Origin of the sequence: Pseudomonas sp. SK3(2021), from assembly GCF_016772375.1 — a bacterium.
GTDB classification, from domain to species: domain Bacteria; phylum Pseudomonadota; class Gammaproteobacteria; order Pseudomonadales; family Pseudomonadaceae; genus Aquipseudomonas; species Aquipseudomonas chlororaphis_I.
Genome location: NZ_CP061943.1, coordinates 4,718,345 through 4,738,887, shown reverse-complemented (window position 1 = coordinate 4,738,887; position 20,543 = coordinate 4,718,345). Strand labels below are relative to the sequence as shown.

Genomic DNA, 20,543 nt, shown 5'->3' with positions numbered 1-20,543 from the left:
TTGCGAATTGCAGTCTGACGGAGGCTTGCCATGAGGCTTTTGCGGTCGACTGACAGGGTCGTGGCCTTTTGATATTTTCCTGGCAGCCAGCCGCCACACCAGGCGCTGTGCTGCTTATTTGGGGCTCAGGCCGTGGCCGGGCTGTGCTGTTGATCGATCTGCCACAGCAGGGCCCGTTCGAGCTTGAGCATCGCCTGTTCCAGGGCGGTTCTGCGCTGCATCAGGGTTTGCCTGTCCGCGTCCTCCAGGGCGGCCTGTTCAAGGGCTTCGCACTGCGCCTCAAGGTCTTTTGCCTGCACCATCAGGGCCGAGCCCTTGATCTTGTGGGCGAGCTCCGCCAGTGCCCGGGGCGGCGGCTCGCAGGGCAGGGCCATCAGTTGCTGGCGGTCCCGATAGCTGCAATGCAGCAGTTCGGTGAGGATGCGCAGGGCGAACTGCGGTTTGCCACGGGACAGGGTGCGCAGCGCCTTCAGGCTGAACACACCATTCCAGGGCCGCGGTTGCAGGCCCGCCAGTTTGTGGCTGAGGGGCGCCAGGCCGACAGGCTTGGACAGGCAGTCATCGATGCCGGCTTGTTCGCACTGCTGTCTCTCTTGCGGTCGGGGGCTGGCCGTCACCCCCAATACCCGGCAGGCTGGGCGGGATTCCAGGCGTTCATGCTCGCGGATGGCGCGGATCAGGTCGTAGCCGTGCATGCCCGGCATGTTGCAATCGACGATGAGCAGGTCGAAGAACCCCTTGCACCAGAACTCGAAGCCTTGCTCGACGTCTTCGGCGGTGCGGCAGCGGTGCCCGAGAAAGTGCAGTTGTTCGCTCAACAGCAGGCGGTCCGCCGCATGGTCATCGATCACCAGTACGTTCAGGGCCCGGGTGGCATGGGCAATGATTGGCTCGACGAGGGGCGCAGGTTTTTGCGCTGGCTGACAGGCCAGCGGCAACAGGACCCGCACTTCCGTGCCTATGCCCGGCTGGCTGGCCAGTTGCAGCGTGCCTTGCATGAGCTCGCAGAGGTGACGGCAAATGGTCAGGCCCAGCCCTGCGCTGTCAGGTCTGGACGGGGTGCGAGCCTGGGCCTGGAAGAAGGGTTCGAACAGCCTGTGCTGATCCTGCTCGTCGATGCCGATACCGCTGTCCGTCACTTGCAGCATCAGTTGCACTTGCTGCGGCTGCGTGGCCGCTTGCAGGTCGAGATGGATTTTGACCTGGCCCTGTTCGGTGAACGTGATCGCGTTGTGCAGCAGGTTGCCCAGGACCTGCTTGAAACGCAGTGGGTCGAGCAGCACATCGACCGGCTCGACGCTGGAGTGGAAGGTCGGCAGCAGCTTGAGATGTTTCTCCCGGGCCTGGCTGTCGAACTCCCTGATGACGGATTCGACAAGGAGGCGCGGCTCGAGCCATTCGGGCCTCAGGGCCAGGTTCCCTGATTCGATGCGGGCGATATCGAGGGTATCGTCGACCAGGGTCTGCATCGCCCGGGCCGAGCGATAAGCCATTTCAATGACCGGGCCATCCTGGGCCTGGCTGGCGGAGCGCTGCAGCAGCAGTTCCAGCGCACCGGTCAGTGCATTCATGGAGCGGCGCAGTTCGTGGCTGGTGCTGGCCAGGAAAGCGCTTTTCGCCAGGCTGGCCGCTTCGGCCTGTTGCCGGGCGGCCCTGAGGCTGTCGCTGAGCCGATGGCGCTCACTGATATCGATCCAGCCGCCAACGATGCCCCGGACCTCGCCGTTCGCGTCCCGATAGGGCAGGGCCCAGTGTTGGACGGTCAGTTCCTGTCCGTTCAGGCGCAGTGGCCGGTCACGCAGCAGCGGGCGATCCTGCGCCATGACCCGCTGGTAGTCGGCGTGATATTCACGGGCCTGCCCGGGATCGTCCATGGGACCCTGCAACAGGGTTTTGCCAATGACCTCTTCACGCCGGGCGGCGAAGCTTTCCAGGTAGCTGGCGTTGCAGCTTTGCAGCAGGCCCTGGCGATCGCGCACGTAAGTCGGATACGGCACGCCGTCGATCCAGGACTGCATGAATGCGAGCTGCTGCCCGAGATCATGCGCGGCCTGTTGCTGACGGGTCAGTCGCCGGTGCAGCCAGGCATTCCAGCCCAGGGACGCCAGCAGTGGCACGCCAAGCCCCAGGCCAGCGAGCAGGAGCAGCCCGCGATGGCCGTTATCGAGAGGTGGCGCGGCGACCGGTTCAAGGCAAGGCGCCGTGTCAGGGCACTGAGGGTCGGATGTTATTCCGGGTTCTTGTTGCCCGGCCTCGACCAGGCCCAAAAACAGCACCGCCGAAACGGTCGTGGCCGTCAGTGTTAAATAATAAGAAATGTGTTTGAACATCCTGTTCCTCACACCAGTTCGTGGCGTTGTGCCAACTCGATAAGTTCCGCCATGGAAGTCACGCGAAGTTTGTGCATGATTCTTTTTTTATAGGTACTGACGGTCTTGCCACTGAGAAATATGCTGTTGGCTATTTGCGTACTGGTGCTGCCCTTGGCAAAAAGTTGCAATACCATGAGTTCCCGATCACTGAGCAACATCAGGCGGTTCAGCTCGTCGTTCGAAGTTTCATCCTGTCTTGGCGTTTGCAGGGCATGACTCGGAAAGTAGTTGTAGCCGCACAGCACGGCCTTCATGGCGCTGAGCACTTCGCTCAGGTCTTCCTGCTTGCACACATAGCCACAGGCCCCGGCCTGCATGCAGCGCCCGGCGAACAGGGCTGGCGACTGCGCCGTCAGCACCAGCACCCGCAGCGACTTGTCCAGGGCGCCGAATCGCAACAGCAGCTCCAGCCCGTCGAGCTTGGGAATGCTGATATCGAGCACGATCAGGTCCGGCATGCTGTCGCGGACCATTTGCAGGGCATCGACCCCGTTATCGGTTTCGCCGACGACTTTATAACCTTCATGTTCCAGCAACATGCGGATGGCCAGTCGGATAACGGGATGGTCGTCGATGATGAAAACAGAACTCATGGTCAAACCCGTGGGAAATACATACAGGGTTGGACCTTAGCGCAGGCAGGACAGTGGATATATGCGGGTTAAGGCAGGGTTGGGGACAATAAGGCAGTTCTTACATGAAAGACGGTTTCGGATTACAGCGGTTTTTCAGTTGAAAGTAGGAATGAGTATCCAGCCATGTAAAAGGTAAGGAGATGTTGGAGGTTTAGTGCACTTTTTCGCAGGGCGATACAAGCCGGTGAGGAGGAAAGGGAACTGGGCAAGGCTGCCCCCCGTTCATGGGGGGCAGCCGATCACGGAGTGCTTGCCTCAGGGCGCTTTCTGATCGATGCCGGCCTGCAGCAGCTGGCTGTCGCTATGGCCGCCGACGCGCAGCGGCCCCAGGTTGAACGCCTGATCCTTCTGGGTGGCCTCGTCCTGCTTGCGGGTCAGCTCATCCTTGGCGCCGAGGGCCAGGTTGACCGGCGACTTCGACAGGTTCAGCCCGACATCGGCGCGGTAATCCGTCCCCGCCAGGGCGGTGGTGCTGACGGTCGAGCCGCCGAGGTCGACCTTGCCCTCGCTGGCGCCGATCCGCGCGCCGCTCAAGCGGGTCTCGCCCGACACCTGCAGGTTGACCCCGCGGCGACCGCTGATGCCTGAAGCCTCTGCCACGCTGTCCTTGCTCTGACGGCTGACATTCAGGTTCAGGGTCGGCGTGTAGGAGGTGTTGCCGCTCTTGTCGCCGAACAGCACGCCTTCCGCGGTGTTGGTCAGCTTGCTGCCAGCGCCGGTTTTCTCGCTGACGGCGTAGCTGTCGCTGGTTTTCGGCCAGACTCGTTCCTTGAGGCTGGAGAAGCGATCGCCCAAGGCTTCGGTCTTGTCGGCGAGGTAGCCCTTGGCTTTATCCACGCCACGACCGAAGGCGCCCTTGGGCTCCGGGTTGACGTCGTAGCTGCCGCTGCGGGTGAGTTTCTCGCCCAGGCGCTCCTTGGCGATTTCGGCCTTGTTCACCAGGCTGTCCTTGGCCGCCACCAGGCGCTCGGTGCCTTTGTCGACGGCGTTTTCCAGCTTCTCGCGGTGCTTGTCGAAACTGCCTTCGGCCTTGGCCTGCAGCTTGTCCTTGAGCGGGCCGCTCTGCTTGGTCAGCTTGTCGACCACGCCAGGCTGGTTCTTTTCGGCGTCCAGGCGGGCGTCGAGGTTGACTGTGGTGCTGCTGAGCTGGTCCTTTCGGCTCTCCACCTTGAGATCGCCGCCGATCCGCCCATCGACCTGGTTGGCGTCGATGCGCGCCCCCGCCAGATGGGTGTCGCCGTTGCTGGCAAGGGTCACCTGGTCGGCCTTGATCACGCTGTTGTGCTGGGTGTTGCCGTGCAGTTGCTCGACATCGACCTTGGCCCGGGCATGGATACCGCGATCGGTTTTCGGCGAGTCGTGTTCGCCAGCGTCGGCGCGGGTGGTCTTGCCGCCATTGCCGCCTGCGCCCAGGGTCAGGCCCCAGTTGTTGTGAGCCTGGGTGGATTGCGCCGACTCCTGGTAGATCCCGCCCTGGTCAGCGCTGAGGATGACGTTTTTGCCCTCGACCTGGGTGCCCTGCAAGTGCAGCGCGGTGTTGCTGTCGGAGCCACTGGCGAGTGTTACCTGGCCATTGCTGTGCAGTTGCCCACCGGTCTGGCTCTGGTCCTGCTCCGAGACCCGGCCGATGTTGAAGTTGGCGCTCAGGTTGGCGCTCTTGCCGCTGCTCTGCTCGCTGCTGGTCTTGCTGGCACCGCCCGTCAGGCCGCCACCGAGGTTGCTGCCCTGGCTGCTGTGGGTGTCCACCGCGGCTTGCAGGTCGAGTTTGCCGCCGGCGTTGAGGCTGATGTCGCCGGTCTTGGCGGTTTTGCTGCCGATGGTGGTGCCCTGGAGGATCAGGTCGGCGCCGCTGGTCAATTCGACCGGGCCCTTGCCCTGGATAGTCGCGACCCGCGCCTGGCTGTCCTGCTGGTCCAGGCGCTTGTGGTCCAGTTGCAGCCCGGCGCCGAGGTTGAGGTTATTGCCGTTGGCGCCCGGTGCGCTGCCGACGGTGAGCGAGGCATCGCCGCGCAGGCTGGAGTCGCTGCTGTTCTGGCGGTCATTGGCCTGGTTCAGCGTCAGTTCGCCGCCGCTGTGCAGCTTGACGCCGGCTTCGCCGCCATCGAACCGGCTGCCTTCGTACTGGCCATCGCCGCTCAGCACGATGCCCACGCCCTGTTTGCCGACATAGCTGCCGACCACCGCCTTGCTGCTGTCGCTGCGCTTGTCGCTGCTGCCGCCGGCACCGCTGCCACGCAGGTTCAGGTCTTCGCCAGTGGTGGTGTAGACCCGCACGCCGGCCTTGGCGTCCAGCGCTTGTTCGCGGCTGTCGTGGGTATCGCTGGCGGCCTTGGCCACCTGGCTGCCGGCGTCGATCTTCAGCGTGCCTTGGGTGGCTTCATAGCGGCTGCCTTCATCCTGCAGCCGGCCGGCCACCTTGACCTCGACCTGGCCACCCTGGAACTGGCTGACCACGGCGCTGCTAGCTTGCTCGGTGCGCTGTTTGTCCTGGTGGCCGACTTCCACATCCAGGCCGACGTTGGGTTGTTCCAGGGCGTCGAGCAGGCCCGGTTGATGGAACTTGCGCTGGGCCACGCCTTCGATGGCTTTTTCCACCGGGCGGGTCAGGCCCTTGTATTCGACGTTGGCGCCGACATCGGCGCTCCAGGTGTTTTCCTTGTGGCTGCTGGACTCGCTGTTGTGCGCCGCGCGGTTGTCGACCTGCTCGGCGTTCACCAGCAGCTTGTCGCCGGCCTTGACCTGGGCACCCTCGGTCACCAGGGTGTTGCCGGCCTTGATGGTCAGGTTGCCGCTGGCGGCGATGCCGGTGCTGTTGGCGGTGCGGGTGCCATGGGTGTCCTGGGTGCTGCTGTGGGCGAACTCCACACCGTTGCCCGCGCGGTCCAGGCCGCCGGTGTAGTAGAAGCCGCCGCCGGTGGTGCGGGTGTCGGTGCTGCTGCTCTTCTGGTCGTGATCGGCCAGCAGCTCGACCTGCTTGCCGCTGAGGCTGGCATCGCCGTGGGTGGCCTTCAGGTCGCTGCCCTTGATGCTCAGGTCACCGCCCGCAGCGACTTGCAGGCTGCCGCCGCTGAGGCTCGAACCCTGTTGTCGGGTGTCGTCGGTCTTGAGCGTTTTCTGCTGGTCTTCGTAGCGCACGCCGGCGCGGTACTGCCGGGTGCCCGGGGCATTCTCCTTGGCATAGGCGTCGAAGCCACGGGTGTGGGTGGTGCTTTCGCTCTGTGAGGTGTTTTGCGCCGAATCGATCCTGATGTCGCCGCTAGCCTCGGCCTTGAGCTCGCCGGTCGCGGCCACGTGCGCGCCGCTGATGGCGATGTCCTTGGCGCTTTGCAGCTTGAGGTTGCTGTCCGAGCGCAGGTCGCTGGTGACGGTGGTGCTGTCTTTGTGGTTCTGCCGGCTTTCGTCCTTGGTGATGCCGAAGAACTTGCTGTCCTTGCTGTAGCTGTTGGCGTGGGAGCGGTCCTGCACGCCGTCGATGGTCAGCGAGCCGTTTGCGCTGATCACGCTGGCCTGCTTGCCGCCACGGGCCTGGCTGCCGCTGATGCGGACTTCGTCGGCCTTGACGATCAGGTCGCCCTTGGCGTTGACCTTGCTGCCCTTGTTCAGGGTCTTGCCCCTGTCGCCGTCGCCGTTCTTGCCGAAGAAGCTGCCGCCGACCAGGTCGCCGGAGTAGGACTTGTCGTTGTTGCTCTGGGTGCGGCTGGCGCTGGTGATGTCCACCTGGCGCCCGGTCAGCTTGATATTGTTGCTGGCCAGTTCGGCGCCCTGCAGTTGCAACTGCTTGCTGCTGGTCAGTTGCAGGTTGTTGCCGGCCTCCAGCTGGCTGGTGATGCTGCGTTGCTCGCTGCTGGACTTGTCCCAGTCGGCTTTCCACAGGTGCTTGCGGTGGTGGCCCTGGTCGCGTTGTTCGTGGGTTTCGGTGGCGGCGGTCAGGCGCAGGTCGGCGCCGCTGTCGACCGTCAGGTTATTGCCGGCCTTGATCTGGCTGGCCTTGAGTTCGGTGTTGGCGCGGGCCTTGAGCTCGGCATCGCGGCGGGCGGTCAGCTGGTTGCCGTGCTGACGGCTGTCGCTGTCGGTCAGGGTGCGGTCGTAGGTTTCCCAGGTGATGCCGATGGTGCTGTTGCTCCACTGCTCGCGTTTTTCCTGGAGCTTGCGGCTTTCGATGGCGCTCAGGGTGAGGTTGCGCCCGGCATCGAGCTTGATGTCGCGGGCGCTGACATCGGTGGCGGCGAGGCTCAGGTCCTGGCCGCTGCGCAACTGCACGTCGCCCTGGCTGCTGTGCACGCCGGCTCGGATGGCGTCGAGGCTGTCGGGCTTGGCCTGGCCGCTGATGTGCAGGTCGCCGGCGGACGCGATATCCACCCCGTCGCGACCTTTGACCTGCACCGCGCCGACCCGCACGCCGGCGCCTTCGGCGGTGCTGACAATGTTGATGCGCCCGGCCTGCATGGCGCCGAACAGGCTGGCGTCGATGCGTTGCTCCTTGGTGTTACCGGCCGGGTCGGTGCTGAGCACCTTGCCGCTGGCCGGGTCCACGCGGTTGCGTCCGACGGTGAGGTTGAGCTGGTTGCCGGCGGTGATGTCGCCCTGGCTGTCGATGCGCGGGGCGATCAGGTTGATGCTGCCTTTGTCGTTCTTCAGGCCTCGGCCCTCGACCGTCAACTGGCCTTTGGCGTCACCGGTGCTCAGGGCTTGCAGCTTGCCGTCGTTGAACTCGGGGCGACCGACCAGCAGGCTGGCGTTCGGCGTGTTGATGAAGCTGCCGCCGTTGACCGAGATGCCGTTGGGGTTGGCCAGCACATAGTCGGCGGCGCGGCCGAAGATCTCCTGGGTACCGTTGAGCGCCGAGGCGTTGCGGCTGATCACCTCGTTGAGAATCACGCTGGCGTCCTGGCCGTGGAACTGCGGGTTGGCAGCCAGCTGCCCGGCCAGTTGCGAGGCGCCGGATTGCAGGGCGTTGTTCAGCACCACGCCCTGGCGATCGACGTTGTAGTCGAGGAACTGGTTGTGGGAGAGCCCGGCGCCGTTGGGCGCGACGATGTTGACGATCGGCACGCCGTTCTGGTTTTGCAGCTGCGGGATACCACCCGGTCCCGGGGCCACGGTGATACCGCCGGCCAGCGCCTGCGGCAGATGGGAGACCAGGAGCAGGCTGGCGATGGCCAGGCGCAGTTTGCCCCTGGGGGACAGGTGAAACACAGATGGGTTGTCGGGCATAAGAAGCTCTCTATGTGTGGGCCGAGTGGCGGTGCGCGCTGTTCGTTGCAACGCTGCTGTGGTGTTCAGGCTCGGCTGTTTTTTTCAGGCTGATGCACGGTTCGCGGGACCTCAGATCTGCACGCTCAGGCGGGTCAGCCAGGCGGGCGACTCATGGTGAAAACGCTGGGGTGTTTCCAGGCTGTGCTGGTAGTCGACATCGACTTGCACGTTCTTCCAGCTCAGGTTCAGGCCGATGCTGGCGCTGCTCAGGCGCTCGCTGCTGGCGCCTTCTTGCGCCTTGATCCGGCCGTGGTCGAAGGCCAGGCGCGGAGTCAGCTTGACGGGCGCATCGTTCTGCAACGGCAGGCGCAGGGTGTTGCGCCAGATCCCGCCGATGGCGCCCGAGGCGCTGTTCTCGCGATAGCCGCGCACGGCGGAGTCGTCGGTGCCCAGCAGTTGTTCAATGGCCGGCAGCGGGTCGGGGCTGTATTGCAGCGACAGCTGGCTCTGCCACTGCCAGGGCTGGCTGCCGAAGCGGCCATTGCGCCATTGGCTGAGGCTGGCGCGGTACTTGCGAAACTGCGCCTGCGGCAGGTTTTTCTGCACCTGTTGCGAGTCGCGGTCGGCGCCGAACCAGGTCAGGCCCTGGGCGTAATTGAGGTCGAGGTTCCACACCGCGCTGTCGAGCCAGAACAGGTTGAGCCCGGCTTCGGCCACGGTCAGGGTCGGGCTCTGGATGCCCAGGCGGACTTTCTCCAGGTAGCTGTCGACATCCTTGTGGGCCAGTTGCAGGTTGGCGCTCAGCTGGTGCCCCTGGTCGCGCCACAGCACGCGGTCGGCGCGCAGGCTGAGCAGGTCGGTGCGCCCGCTGTTGTAGAAGGTCACGCTGCTGAGCTTGAACGGCGCCCGGTACTCGGCGTGGCTGGCGAACAGGCTGTAGGTCCAGTAGCCGTAGGGGATCGAATAGAAAACGCTGGCGTTGCGGCTGTAGCGCGGGCCGTGATTGAGGGTGTCGCTGAAGTTCAGGTTGAGCGCATCGTTGAGTTGCAGCGGGCTGTCGAGGCTCAGGTTGACGGCGTTGCGGTCACGCCCGGTACTGGCACTGCCGAGGTTATCCACACCCAGCCCCAGGGCCCAGCGCGAGGCGCCGCCACTGCGCGGGCGCAGGATGATCCGCGAGGCGCCGGGCTGGCTGCCGGGGGCGATATCGGCGGTCAGGTCCAGGGAGCGCAGGCGATTGAGCTGGTCCAGGCCCTGTTCCAGGTCGCGCAGGTTCAGTGGTTCGCCGAGCATGCCGGGAAAGGCCCCGGCCAGGGAAACCGGCAGGCTCTGGTCGACCAGTTCGACGGCCTCGACATAACCTTCGTCGACCACGATATCCAGCGAATGGCCGGCGGCGGGGGCGCTGCTCAGGTAGGGGCGGCTGGCGATGTAGCCGGCCTCGACATAGATCCGGGTGATCTGCGCCAGCAGGCGGTTGATCCCGTTCACTCCCATGCAGGGCGCGATATAGGGTTCGAGCTGGCGGTTCAACCGGTCTTTCTTGAACAGCGTGACGCCGGCGATCCGCGTGCCGCTCAGGGCCCAGCACTGTTCATCCTCGCCACCCTGGGTGGTTTCGGCGGGAGTGACCGCCGGGGTCCCGAAGCTGCCGCGCTGTAACTGGCGCTGGCGCTGTTCCAGTTGCAGTTGTTGCAGGTCGCGCTGTTGCTGTTGCTGCAGGCGCAGGGCTTCCTGACCCGGTTGTGGCATATCGGCGGCGGCCACCGGCAGGGAACCGGCCAGCAGCGAGAGCAGCAACCAGCGGCGCAGGCCGGCGTGACTGCCTGGGTGACTTGAGGACGTATAGGGCACTCGACATCCTTAACAGTGAAAAACGGACGAGGAAGTGCAGGAACAACTTATCGACACGGATTCATTCCGTGTACTCACTTCCCTTTTGACGCTTGAGTCCTGGGCGCGCTCTTTGTTACAGCGAGGGGTGAAACTATTTTGCAGATGCCTGCTGAACTAACAGGTGGAGCCGAAGTTGTAGTGTGGGTAATTAGTTCGCTTGCTATTTGTTTTTGCACCGATCATTCGGGCAGGGTCATGAAAGGGGAACGATCTGTCGCGGAGTGAAATTAATCCTGGTTAAGCCATTACGGTTCGAGACTAGCGGAAACGATAAAGTTGATTTGTACGGAATTTGTAATCGTTGGTGGGCCCGTAGGGGCCTTGTGCGGCAAGGGTTTCTGCCTGAAGGGGAGGCAGATGTATCGAAAGGTAAAGGTAGGATGTTTGGTTGTATCGTTAACGATCTGTTTAATTCAGGCTAGTTGAATTGCTTATTGGGATACATCTAGCGGTCAATATCGCTAGTTATAGAGCAAGTGCTCTAGGTGCTGCAGGTTGCATGAAATATTGCCGATCTGGATGGCGCCTGGCGAACTTGCTGGACGTGAGCGGCACTCTCAATGCAGTGTGAAGTGGCAGGGTGCAAAAGTTGAAGTAACGGCAATCGCCGGTTACTGCCTGATAAGAGGCTAGGGGAATCCCTTAGTTGCCGATTCACGCAAAACCGCTCGAACGGCCACCTCGATCAGGCGAGGCAGCCGCTCAACGGCGGGTCATTGCGGGCTGGAACGCCCAGTCATTTCCCGGGCCATTTCGCTGGCGTAGCTATCGGTCATGCCGGCGATGAAGTCGATCATGCGCAGGAAGGAGGCGTGCAACGAGCCGTTCGGGTCCGGTGCGTTGTTGCCCAGCAGGTCGAGAATCCGCCGGTTCTTGAACGACGGCGTGCGCCCGCCGTGCTGTTCCAGCGCGGCGCCGCAGAACGAGTTGAGGAGGATTTCCAGGGTGGTGTAGGCGCCGATCTCGTGCAGGGTCTTGCGCTTGTCCTGGAAGATCTTCTTGCGAGCGATGTCCTTGGCATTGAGCACACAACGCTTGGCCGGGCCATGCATGTGCTCCACCAGATCGCCCGGCAGGGTGCCGCTGAGCAGGGCGTCCTGCTGTTCGACGAAGGCCCGGGCGGCGGCGTTGGTCAGGTGTTCGATGGCCTTGCCGCGCAGGATCGCCAGCTTGCGCCGGCGCGAGTCCCGCGGGCCGAGCTGGCGATAGGTTTCCGGCAGGTCGTCGCCCACCAGCCCGAGCAGCAGCGACTCGACTTCGGCATAGTCGAGCAACTCCATCTCCAGCCCGTCCTCGAGGTCGATCAGGGCGTAGCAGATGTCATCGGCGGCCTCCATCAGGTACACCAGCGGATGGCGGGCCCAGCGTTGTTCCTCGAGTTGCGGCAGGCCGAGCTTGTTGGCGATCTGTTCGAGCAACGGCAGTTCGCTCTGGTAGCAGCCGAACTTGTGTTTCTTGTAGCCCAGGGAGTCGGCGTGGCGCGCAGTCCAGGGGTACTTCAGGTAGGTGCCGAGGGTGGCGTAGGTCAGCCGCGTGCCGCCGTCGAACTGGTGGTATTCCAGTTGGGTCAGTACTCGGAAGCCCTGGGCATTGCCTTCGAAGTTGAGGAAGTCGTTGCGCTCGTTTTCGCTCATGGCGTCCAGCCAGCCGCGCCCGGCGGCTTGCTGGAACCAGTGGCGGATCGCATCTTCGCCGGAGTGGCCGAACGGCGGGTTGCCGATGTCGTGGGCCAGGCAGGCCGATTGCACCACCATCCCCAGGTCGCTCGGTTCGCACCACTCGGGCAGGGCGTCGCGAATGGTCTCGCCGACCCGCATGCCCAGGGAGCGACCGACACAGCTGACTTCCAGGGAGTGGGTCAGGCGCGTGTGGATGTGGTCGTTGCTGGACACCGGGTGCACCTGGGTCTTGCGCCCCAGGCGGCGGAAGGCACCGGAGAAGATGATGCGGTCGTGGTCCTTGTGGAAGGGGCTGCGGCCCAGTTCTTCAGAGCTGTGCAGCGGTTTTCCGAGGCGTTCGCGGGTAAGCAGGGTATGCCAATCCAAGGCGGGGTCTCTCCGTCGAATGACTGATGGGCTAGCTTCCCGGTTCGCGCCAGCGCCTGCAAGTGGAACCAGTCGAATAACAGAACGGGTCACGCACGCCCCTAAAGCCCCGCGGCATCGATATCGATCAACAGCAGGCGCTGGCCATTGTCGAAGAACTGCCCGGCGGTCAGGCAGTACTGGTTGCTGGTGGCGTCGCGGTAGGTGTTGGACAGGGTCAGCCGCCGCTCGTCCCAGCCTTCGGCCAGCAGGTGGTAGAAGTACGGGCGCCACGACCAGTTGTGGCCGACGTAGCGGTGATCGGCCTGCCAGCGCTCGTGGCGCCATTCCAGGTTCGGCGTCAGCTGGGTGCCGTGGCGATCGCATTGATAGAAGCGCAGCAACCAGGGAAAGGCATCCACCTGCGGCAGTCGCTCGATCGGGGCCCGGGCCTGGGCCCAATCCTGCAACAGGGTCATCAGCTCCGTGAGTTGCTGGCGCATCTGCATCAGGCGTCCGCGCTCGGCCAGTTTCTGCTGCACATAGCGCTGGCGCGCCCGGGCAAAGGGCGCGACGAAAGCATCGCTGGCGAAGAACGCCTGCTCGGCCCGGGCAAACAGGAAGCCCTGGACATACCGCGAGCCGCATTCCAGGGCGAAATTGAGTTCGGTTTCGCTCTCGACCCCTTCGGCGATGATCCAGCAGCCGGTTTTCTCGGCCATCTGCGCCAGGGCCTTGACCACATCGCTGCTGGGCCCGCCACGGGCGGCAGCCTGGAACAGGCGCATGTCGAGCTTGAGAATGTCCGGTTGCAGGGCCAGCACCCGGTCGAGCTGGGAGTAGCCGGCGCCGAAGTCGTCGATGGCGATCCGCGCGCCGGCTTCGCGGTAGCGCGCCACCACTTCGCTCAGGCGCTGGCTGTTGCCGCTCAACTCGGTGATTTCGAAGACCACGCGCCGCGGATCGACGCCCTGTTGCTGCAATTGCCTGAGGCTCGGCAAGGGCTGGCCGGCGCGCAGGCGGCTGATCCAGCGGGGCGAGATATTGAGGCTCAGGAACCAGTCCGCGGGCGCTTCATGCAGGCGGCTCAGGGCGTCGGCACGAATCAGCCGGTCGAGCCGCCGCAGGGCGGTGGAGGAGGTCCGGGGATCGTTGAACAAGGGGCCGACCGACAGCAGCTGGCCGTTCGGTTGGCGCAGGCGGCCCAGGGCTTCGACACCGGCAATACGACCGGTGGCGGTGTCGATGAAGGGTTGAAAGCAGGCAAGCGGTTGCCCGTCGATCACGGGACCTCCTTGGTTGATCTTGTTGATCTTGGGACTGCGCCGAGGCAACAGGCAGGCAAGGCCCGGCCTCTCGTGAGAGAGGTCGGGGGCGCAGCTATTGCGGGAGTGATTGCAAGAATGCAGCCAGATGGCGGCTGCTCAATGCTTGCTCGAAGAACCTTGCATGACCAGCTTGATCAGCGGCAACAGGCCGGCGCTGAGCCGTACCAGCCGGGCGAAGTTCCTGACGCTGCCGCTCTTGGCGCCTTTGCCGGTGAGGAAGCCCAACAGGGTCACGGCGGCCACGCCCCACAACGGCGCGTGCTTGATGCCGAAGCCCTGTTGCCAGCTTTGGCCAAGGCCACGGACCCGCTGCAAGGGTTGCAGCAATTGATGGGATTCGTGGCGGATTTCCTGGCGATGCATTTCCATGCGCAGGCGGATCAGCGCCTTGCGCATTTCGCGCCGGGAATTGGTTTGCGGGATGTCCGGCAGGCTCATGGCAGCAGGCGCTCCCTGTCGTTGGCCAGCTCTTCAAGGGTGGCATGGAAGGGCGAGGACTCATCGAAAATCGCCGCCTTCAGGCGCAGGGCGCAGAACAGCGCAGCCAGCGTATAGAAGATGCACAGCCCGGTGATGGCGGTCAGGCGATAGGTGTCCCAGAACAGGATCAGCACCAGCGTCGACAGGCCGACCAACAGCAACAGGGCGAATACCAGGGTCAACCCGGCGAACAACAGCAGGCTGACGGTTCTGGCCTTCTGTTCCTGCAACTCGATGCCGAACAGTTCGACGTGGCTGTGCAACAAACCCAGGAAAGCAGCGCCCAGGCGCCGCGTTGAGGAGCCTTGGCCCGCGGTGGAGCCGGATTCATCGATAGCCATATCAGCGCCGGGTTGCCAGCAGGCCGATCAGGAAGCCCACGCCCGCCGCGATGCCCACTGCTTGCCAGGGGTTGCTCTGCACATAGTCTTCGGTGGCGGTGACCGCCGCCTGGCCGCGTTCGCGCAGCGATTGTTCGGTCAGTTGCAGGGTCTCGCGGGCGCGCAGCAGGCGGTCGTGAATCTGTGTGCGCAATTCGTCCGCCTGCTCGCCAGCCAGGGTGGCGGTGTGTTCCAGCAGACGTTCCGTGTCACTGACCAGTGCCTGAAAGTCCGCCATCAGTGTTTCTTGAGCTGTCTTGGTGGTTTTGCTGGCCATGGTTATCTCCGTAGTGGCGTTCTGAAGGGTTCGAGTATGAGCCTTGCGCGAAGGTTCAGTGCAATTGTCTGGTACAGCTTTTGCTTTGTCCTGGTGCGTAAACATGGGTGGTTGCGCCGAAAGCGCGCAGGATGCGGTGCCTGGCAGCTAAAACCTTACCCTAAAAAATCAACACTTATGGAAACACCCCCGAGCGATACACCCTTCTCGAAAAAGCGTCGCGCCAAAATGGGTCGTACTGCGTGGGTCGACAAGACCTTCGGTGCCAAGTTGGTGCAAAACGCTCGAGTGGCTCGCGGATAATTCCTGCTATCAGGTCTGCCCATTCCATGGAAAATCTGCAAAGCGCTGTGGACACTCTGGTCCATGGTTCCAACACCCTGTTCATCCTCATCGGTGCGGTCATGGTCCTGGCCATGCATGCCGGCTTCGCCTTTCTCGAGGTGGGCACGGTGCGCCAGAAAAACCAAGTCAACGCCTTGTCGAAGATCCTCAGCGACTTCGCGGTCTCGACCCTAGCCTATTTCTTTATAGGCTATTGGATCTCCTACGGCGTCAGCTTCCTGCAACCGGCGGCGGTGATCAGTGCCGATCACGGCTACGGGCTGGTGAAGTTCTTCTTCCTGCTGACGTTCGCCGCGGCCATTCCGGCGATCATTTCCGGCGGCATCGCCGAGCGTGCGCGGTTCGTCCCGCAGCTCTGCGCCACGGCGTTGATCGTGGCCTTTATCTATCCCTTCTTCGAAGGCCTGGTGTGGAGCGGCAACTACGGCCTGCAAGCCTGGCTGCAGGAGAACTTTGGCGCGGGCTTCCATGATTTTGCCGGCTCGGTGGTGGTGCATGCCATGGGCGGTTGGCTGGCGCTGGCCGCGGTGCTGCTGCTCGGGCCGCGCAACGGGCGCTACCGCGACGGCAAGCTGGTGGCGTTCGCGCCGTCGAGCATTCCGTTCCTGGCGTTGGGGTCGTGGATCCTGATTGTCGGCTGGTTCGGTTTCAACGTGATGAGCGCGCAGACCCTGCAGGCGGTCAGCGGGCTGGTGGCGGTGAATTCGCTGATGGCCATGGTGGGCGGCACGGTGGCGGCGCTGATCGTCGGGCGCAATGACCCGGGCTTTTTGCACAACGGCCCGCTGGCCGGGCTGGTGGCGATCTGCGCCGGCTCCGACCTGATGCATCCGGTGGGGGCGCTGATCACCGGGGCGATTGCTGGCGCGCTGTTCGTCTGGTGCTTTATCGCCACCCAGACGCGCTGGAAAATCGACGATGTGCTGGGTGTCTGGCCATTGCACGGTTTGTGCGGCGTGTGGGGCGGTATCGCCTGCGGCATCTTCGGCCAGAGCGCCCTGGGTGGCCTGGGCGGTGTCAGCCTGATCAGCCAGTTGATCGGTACCGGCCTGGGCGTGCTGGTGGCGCTGGTCGGCGGCTTCCTGGTGTATGGCACGATCAAGGCGCTCTGCGGCCTGCGCCTGACGCAGGAACAGGAGTACTACGGCGCCGACCTGTCGCTGCACAAGATCGGCGCGGTCAGCCAGGACTGAAGCCTGGCGGCCCAGGCTGGAGCTTCCAGCCTGGGCTGCTTGCCGCTGGTCATTGGCCGCCGAGCAGGCGCGCCTCCGACGCCTCGATGGCCGCCAGCGGGCCGGACATCAACACCGTATCGCCGGCTTGCAGCAGGGTGCTGGCGGCCAGCTCCAGGTCGTGGCCATCGCGCTGCACGCCTTGCACATCCACGCCCAACTGCTCCAGCGCCAGCTCGCCCAGGGCCAGGTCGCAGGCGTGGGCCGCGCTGCTTAGATTGACCGCATGCATCAGCACCCGCGGCTGGCCGCGATTGTCCAGCAGGTCGGTCTGCGCGCCATGGTAGAAGCCATGCAGCAGGCGATAGCGGTTGTGGCGGACCTCGTCGACCTTGACCTGTACCTGGTGTTCCGGCAGCCCGAGCATCACCAGCGCATGGGATGCCAGCATCAGGCTCGACTCCAGCAACTCCGGCACCACTTCGCTGGCGCCGGCGGCTTTCAGTTCGGCCAGTTGGCTGTCGTCCCGGGTGCGTATCAGGATCGGCACTTCGCTGTTGATCCGGCGCGCGCTTTTCAGCACGTTGAGGGCGATGTCGGTCTTGTCCACCGCAATCACCAGCAGCCGCGCACGCTCGAGGCCGACCGCCGCCAACAGCTCGGCGCGGCGCGAGTCGCCGTAATGCACGCAGCTTTCGCCGGCCGCGGCTTCCTGGACCCGCACCGGGTCGTCGTCCAGGGCAATGAAATGCTGCTGTTCGCGACGCAGGAAACGGCCGATCGACTGGCCCACTCGACCATATCCACAGATCACCACGTGTTCCTGCAAGCCGGCGTTGAGGGCGCTGATTTCTTCCAGGTGGGCCTCCTGGTTCGGCTTGCGGTGCAGGCGCGCGGCGATGCCCGGGGCGGCGCGCAGCAGCAAGGGGGTCAGCAGCATCGAACAGAAGGTCGTGGCCAGCAGCAGGCCGCTCAGCTCGGTCGGCATCAACTGGCTCTGCTGCATCTGTGCCATCAGGGCGAAACAGAACTCGCCCCCCTGGGCCAGGGCCAGGCCACTGCGCCAGGCGGTCTCGCCGTCGCTGCCGCGCAGCTTGAGCAACAACGCCACCACGGCGCCCTTGATCAGCATCAGGGCCAGGGTCAGGCCGAGGATCAACAGGGCATGGCTGGCGAACAGTTGCAGGTCGATCAGCATGCCGATGCTGACGAAAAACAGCCCCAGCAGAATGTCGCGGAACGGCCGGATATCGGCCTCGATCTGGTGCCGGTAACGGCTTTCCCCCAGCAGCATGCCGGCGAGGAACGCACCAAGGGCAGGGGACAGGCCGAGCAGGTGGGTCAGCCAGGCGGTCAGCAGGACGATGACCAGGGCCAGCAGCACGAACAGCTCGGCGGAACGGGAGGCGGCCACCTCGTGGAACAGCCGTGGCAGCAACCAGCGGCTGGCCAGCGCCAGGCCAATGAACAGCAGGGCGGTCTTGCCCAGCGTCAGGGGCAGGGCCCAGTACCAGGCCTGTTCGGTGTTGCCGGCGAATACCGGCACCAGGGTCAGCAACAGCACGGCGACCACGTCCTGGAACAGCAACACGCCGATTGCATTCTGCCCGTGGCTGCTGAAGATTTCCCCGAGGCTGCCCAGTTCCTTGCTGACGATGGCGGTGGAGGACAGCGCCAGGCCCGCGCCGAGCAGCAGCGCCGGGATTGGCGGGATGCCGGCGAGGATCAGCAGGCCGCCGAGGACGGCGCCGCTGCACAACACTTGCAGGCTGCCCAGGCCGAATACCACCTGGCGCAGGGCCAGCATCTTCGATACGGAAAACTCCAGCCCCAGGGAAAACAGCAGGAACACCACCCCCAGTTCCGCGAGGTCAGGCAGGTTTTCGTTGTCCTTGACCCAGCCGAAGGCGGTCGGCCCCACTAGCAGGCCCACGCACAGGTAGCCCAGCACAGGCGGCAGGCGCAGGCGGCGGAACAGGGCGATCACCACCAGGGATGAAGCGAGGATGATCAACAGATTGGCGAACACAGACATCTCCGGGCGGCGGGTTGTAATGACAGAGCGTAGAGGCAAAAAAAGCCGCGAGGGTCGCTCAGCCGGAAGTTGGCGGCGCTGACCTGCATCAGCTGTTTGGCAGAATGCTCGACGATGACCGCTGCTGGCCGCAGGGTGCTGCGTTCATCGGTCGACGGCTTTTTCCCGCGGGCCTAGAATAAGCGCCTGTCTCTTTTCGGTCTGTATGTCATGCCTCCTGAATGTCAGCTGTTCGGCACCCTGGGCTGCCACCTGTGCGAACTCGCCGAGGCGGAGTTGATGCCGCTGGTGGAGCACGGGCTGATGGTCGAGCTGGTGGATATCGCGGAAGACGAAACCCTGTTCGAGGCGTATGGCTTGCGGATCCCGGTCCTGCGCCGGGTGGACAACGGCGCCGAGCTGGGCTGGCCGTTCGATGCCGAGCAGGTGGTGGCCTTCCTGCGCTGAACCGTCTGTCGCTGGCACGCTCCTTTCCGTTTGTCGCCTTCGCTGCAATCCCTTGGCGGGATCCCGATTATTCGGTTACTGTATATGCGTACAGTTATCGGGATGGTTCGTCATGTCTCTCACAATTCTCGCCCGCGCCGAGCGTTTGCAACACCTGTCGCCCGAGCATGCGGAGCACGGCGGGTTTGCTGCCGGGCTCAAGTTCGAAGGCGGTTTTTCGCTGGATCGCACCGTGGGGCTGGGGGCGCCGCAGATCCGCGCGGTGCTGGTGAATGACGACAGCCTGCTGGGTTTTGGTATCTATCCCGGCGACCGGCTGATCGTCGATCGTTCGGCGGCCCCAGCGGTGGATCAGTACGTGGTAGCCCATCTCGATGGCGAAGACGCCTATGGCGTGCGCCTGCTGGCTCCCGACCCGAAGGGAGGGCTGCTGCTCAAGGCGGCGCGCCCTTCGATAGCATCGATCCCCCTGGACGATCGGGATTCGGCGCAGATCTGGGGCGTGGTGTTGTGGGTGGTCAGTTATGTCGGCCGTGGCTGATACCGATGTGCGGGGCGTGTGCTCAGTGGATGAAATGAGAGGGTAGAAGGACTGATGATGGTCAATGTCGAACAATTGAAGAGCAGTGTGAACCGCATGTCCGCCGATGTGGTGCGCGAAGCGGTACTCGAGTTGCGCCTGGACGGGCTGGTCACGGAAGGCAAGACGCCGTTCAACAAGCTGCATTTCAATACCTGCTTTGCCGAAATCGAAGCCCTGTTCCAGCGTGCGGGTTATCACCGGCAACTGGACGTGGTGGGGTATCAGGGGTTGTTGTATGCGTTGTATGACCCGGCCCGCTGGGAGGCGGTCGATGTGCTGCGCTGGCTGAAGGAGTTCACCGATGCCGCCGCGCAGGCCGGCGTGGCCCGCGCTTAGTCGCAGGCCCCGGATGGGGAAACTCTCCTAGGTTCCCCGGGACCCATGTTGGATAATGCCGCTCTGCATTGTCCGTTCGAGCTTTTGTATGTCCTGCATACCTTTTTCCGCCGCACAGCATCAGGCCAGCACCCTGTACCTGCCCCCGGGTTCATGGCCAACCGTACTGGACTGCCTGTGTGATCATTTCAGCACCATCAGCCGCGAACAGTGGCTGAGCCGGATCGCCCGTGGCCGGGTGCTCGATGGACAGGGTTTGCCGATCAGCATCGACCTGGCGTACCGCGAAGGCCTGCGCATTCATTATTTTCGCGAAGTGCCCGACGAAAAGGTCATCCCGGTGCAGGAGTCGATCCTGTACGTCGATGAGCATCTGGTGGTGGCGGACAAGCCGCATTTCCTGCCGGTCACCCCGGCGGGGGAATATGTCGAGCAAACCTTGCTGCGCCGCCTGATCCGCAGCCTGGACAATCCCCACCTGGTGCCTCTGCATCGCATCGACCGGCATACGGCGGGCCTGGTGTTGTTTTCGGCCAATCCACAAAGCCGCTCGGCCTATCAGTCGCTGTTTCCGACACGCAGGATCGACAAGCGCTACGAGGCTATCGCACCGGCCTTGCCCGATCTTGAGTTCCCGCGGGTGCATAAAAGCCGCCTGGTCGATGGCGAGCCCTTTTTCCGCATGCAGGAAGGGCCTGGTACGCCGAATACGGAAACGGCACTGGAGGTCCGGGAAAAGAACGGCGACCTCTGGCGTTATGGGCTGTATCCGGTGACTGGCAAAAAGCACCAGTTGCGGGTGCACATGAGTGCGCTGGGGGCGGCGATCTGCAACGACCCGTTCTATCCCGATGTGCTCAAGGATGTGGAGGACGATTACGCCAAGCCGCTCAAGCTGCTGGCCCAGGGGCTGCGTTTTACCGACCCGCTGACAGGGGTGGAGCACGAGTTCGAGAGTCGGATCACCTTGCAGTGGTAATCCAGGCAACTGCTTGCGGCTGCCAGAAACGATAAAGCCCGCGAAAGCGGGCTTTATC

15 protein-coding genes are annotated in these 20,543 nt (G+C 63.9%); 5 read left to right on the top strand and 10 right to left on the bottom strand.

From position 1 onward, the window contains the following. Positions 1–125 precede the first annotated feature (125 nt). From IF690_RS20585 to IF690_RS20545, 9 genes are all read right to left on the bottom strand, one after another. Positions 126–2,117: an ATP-binding protein gene (locus tag IF690_RS20585; protein WP_252189503.1), complete on the bottom strand. Its 1,992-nt coding sequence runs from the start codon at positions 2,115–2,117 to the stop codon at positions 126–128. 221 nt (positions 2,118–2,338) lie between these two features. Then, complete coding sequence (locus IF690_RS20580; RefSeq protein ID WP_202697167.1) at positions 2,339–2,965, bottom strand: response regulator transcription factor; 627 nt, start codon at positions 2,963–2,965, stop codon at positions 2,339–2,341. 297 nt (positions 2,966–3,262) lie between these two features. Further along, on the bottom strand, positions 3,263–8,221 hold the full coding sequence (locus tag IF690_RS20575; RefSeq protein WP_202697166.1) for a hemagglutinin repeat-containing protein: 4,959 nt from the start codon (positions 8,219–8,221) through the stop codon (positions 3,263–3,265). Positions 8,222–8,332: 111 nt separating this feature from the next. Then, positions 8,333–9,955: a ShlB/FhaC/HecB family hemolysin secretion/activation protein gene (locus tag IF690_RS20570; protein ID WP_252189579.1), complete on the bottom strand. Its 1,623-nt coding sequence runs from the start codon at positions 9,953–9,955 to the stop codon at positions 8,333–8,335. Between the two features lie 857 nt (positions 9,956–10,812). After that, positions 10,813–12,144 carry a deoxyguanosinetriphosphate triphosphohydrolase gene (locus IF690_RS20565; protein ID WP_180922110.1) on the bottom strand — a complete coding sequence of 444 codons (1,332 nt, stop codon included), beginning with the start codon at positions 12,142–12,144 and terminating at the stop codon, positions 10,813–10,815. A gap of 101 nt (positions 12,145–12,245) precedes the next feature. Beyond that, on the bottom strand, positions 12,246–13,409 hold the full coding sequence (locus IF690_RS20560) for an EAL domain-containing protein (RefSeq protein WP_202697165.1): 1,164 nt from the start codon (positions 13,407–13,409) through the stop codon (positions 12,246–12,248). 138 nt (positions 13,410–13,547) lie between these two features. Then, the gene (locus IF690_RS20555) at positions 13,548–13,889 is read right to left on the bottom strand and encodes a hypothetical protein (RefSeq protein ID WP_009050101.1); all 342 of its coding nucleotides are present in this window, start codon (positions 13,887–13,889) and stop codon (positions 13,548–13,550) included. Next, entirely contained in the window at positions 13,886–14,272 is a 387-nt protein-coding gene (locus IF690_RS20550; protein WP_202697164.1) for a phage holin family protein, read from the bottom strand. Before IF690_RS20550 ends, IF690_RS20555 begins: the two co-directional genes overlap by 4 nt. A gap of 1 nt (position 14,273) precedes the next feature. Then, a complete protein-coding gene (locus IF690_RS20545) occupies positions 14,274–14,588 on the bottom strand; it encodes an ElaB/YgaM/YqjD family protein (protein ID WP_202697163.1) in 315 nt (104 codons plus the stop codon). A 329-nt stretch (positions 14,589–14,917) separates the two neighbouring features. Here IF690_RS20545 and IF690_RS20540 point away from each other — a divergent pair, with 329 nt between their 5' ends. Then, on the top strand, positions 14,918–16,126 hold the full coding sequence (locus IF690_RS20540) for an ammonium transporter (protein ID WP_202697162.1): 1,209 nt from the start codon (positions 14,918–14,920) through the stop codon (positions 16,124–16,126). A gap of 49 nt (positions 16,127–16,175) precedes the next feature. Here the strand turns inward: IF690_RS20540 and IF690_RS20535 are convergent, their stop codons facing one another. Continuing rightward, a complete protein-coding gene (locus IF690_RS20535) occupies positions 16,176–18,134 on the bottom strand; it encodes a monovalent cation:proton antiporter family protein (RefSeq protein ID WP_202697161.1) in 1,959 nt (652 codons plus the stop codon). A gap of 216 nt (positions 18,135–18,350) precedes the next feature. Between IF690_RS20535 and IF690_RS20530 the strand changes: the two genes are divergently transcribed. The 4 genes from IF690_RS20530 to IF690_RS20515 all read left to right on the top strand — a co-directional run bounded on the left by IF690_RS20530 (position 18,351) and on the right by IF690_RS20515 (position 20,485). Further along, positions 18,351–18,587, top strand: coding sequence for a glutaredoxin family protein (locus IF690_RS20530; RefSeq protein WP_053262141.1), 237 nt, complete (start codon positions 18,351–18,353; stop codon positions 18,585–18,587). Between the two features lie 112 nt (positions 18,588–18,699). Beyond that, positions 18,700–19,128, top strand: coding sequence for a S24 family peptidase (locus tag IF690_RS20525; protein ID WP_202697160.1), 429 nt, complete (start codon positions 18,700–18,702; stop codon positions 19,126–19,128). Positions 19,129–19,185: 57 nt separating this feature from the next. Further along, positions 19,186–19,506, top strand: coding sequence for a hypothetical protein (locus tag IF690_RS20520; RefSeq protein WP_007923266.1), 321 nt, complete (start codon positions 19,186–19,188; stop codon positions 19,504–19,506). Positions 19,507–19,594: 88 nt separating this feature from the next. Beyond that, the gene (locus tag IF690_RS20515; RefSeq protein WP_202697159.1) at positions 19,595–20,485 is read left to right on the top strand and encodes a pseudouridine synthase; all 891 of its coding nucleotides are present in this window, start codon (positions 19,595–19,597) and stop codon (positions 20,483–20,485) included. Positions 20,486–20,543: the final 58 nt, after the last annotated feature.